General features: G+C 62.3%; 1 protein-coding gene. It reads left to right on the top strand.

The window, feature by feature from the left end:
* A partial coding sequence (locus MLGJGCBP_RS21570; protein ID WP_160097951.1) for a methane monooxygenase occupies positions 1 to 1,340 on the top strand: 1,340 nt, incomplete at both ends.

The following is a 1,340-nucleotide window of genomic DNA, read 5'->3' as shown; positions in this document are numbered from 1 at the left end:
CGCGGCAACATGTTCCGCCAGGTGCAGCAGCGGTGGCTCGAATGGCAGAAGCTGTTCCTGTCGATCATTCCGTTCCCCGAGATCTCGGCCGCCCGGGCGATGCCGATGGCCATCGACGCCGTGCCCAACCCGGAAATCCACAACGGTCTCGCGGTGCAGATGATCGACGAGGTTCGTCACTCGACGATCCAGATGAACCTCAAGAAGCTGTACATGAACAACTACATCGACCCGGCCGGGTTCGACATGACGGAGAAGGCGTTCGCGAACAACTACGCGGGTACCATCGGCCGGCAGTTCGGCGAAGGATTCATCACCGGTGACGCGATCACCTCGGCCAACATCTACCTGACCGTGGTCGCCGAGACCGCGTTCACGAACACGCTGTTCGTCGCCATGCCCGACGAAGCCGCCGCCAACGGCGACTACCTGCTGCCGACCGTTTTCCACTCGGTGCAGTCCGACGAGTCGCGGCACATCTCCAACGGCTACTCGATCCTGCTGATGGCCCTCGCCGACGAGCGAAATCGCCCACTGCTCGAACGCGACCTGCGGTACGCATGGTGGAACAACCACTGCGTCGTCGACGCCGCAATCGGTACCTTCATCGAATACGGCACCAAGGACCGCCGCAAGGATAGGGAGAGCTACGCCGAGATGTGGCGTCGCTGGATCTACGACGACTACTACCGCAGCTACCTCATCCCGCTCGAGAAGTACGGCCTGACGATTCCGCACGACCTGGTCGAAGAGGCGTGGAAGCGCATCACCGACAAGGGCTACGTCCACGAGGTGGCCCGGTTCTTCGCCACCGGTTGGCCGGTCAACTACTGGCGTATCGATGCCATGACCGACAAGGACTTCGAATGGTTCGAGCACAAGTACCCGGGCTGGTACTCGAAGTACGGCAAGTGGTGGGAGGAGTACAACCGGCTCGCCTACCCCGGTCGCAACAAGCCGATCGCGTTCGAAGAGGTCGGGTACCAGTACCCGCACCGGTGCTGGACCTGCATGGTGCCGGCCCTCATCCGCGAAGACATGGTCGTCGAGAAGGTGGACAACCAGTGGCGGACCTACTGCTCGGAAACCTGCTACTGGACCGACGCCGTCGCATTTCGTGAGGAATACCAGGGGAAGGCCACTCCGAACATGGGACGGCTCACCGGGTTCCGTGAATGGGAGACCCTGCACCACGGCAAGGACCTCGCCGACATCGTCTCCGATCTCGGTTACGTCCGCGACGACGGCAAGACCCTGGTCGGTCAGCCGCACCTCGATCTGGACGACCCGAAGAAGATGTGGACCCTCGACGACGTGCGGGGCAACACCTTCCAGAGCCC

The organism is Rhodococcus sp. T7 (assembly GCF_009872365.1).
Taxonomy (GTDB): domain Bacteria; phylum Actinomycetota; class Actinomycetes; order Mycobacteriales; family Mycobacteriaceae; genus Rhodococcus_F.
This window is presented reverse-complemented; position numbering and strand designations above follow the sequence as displayed.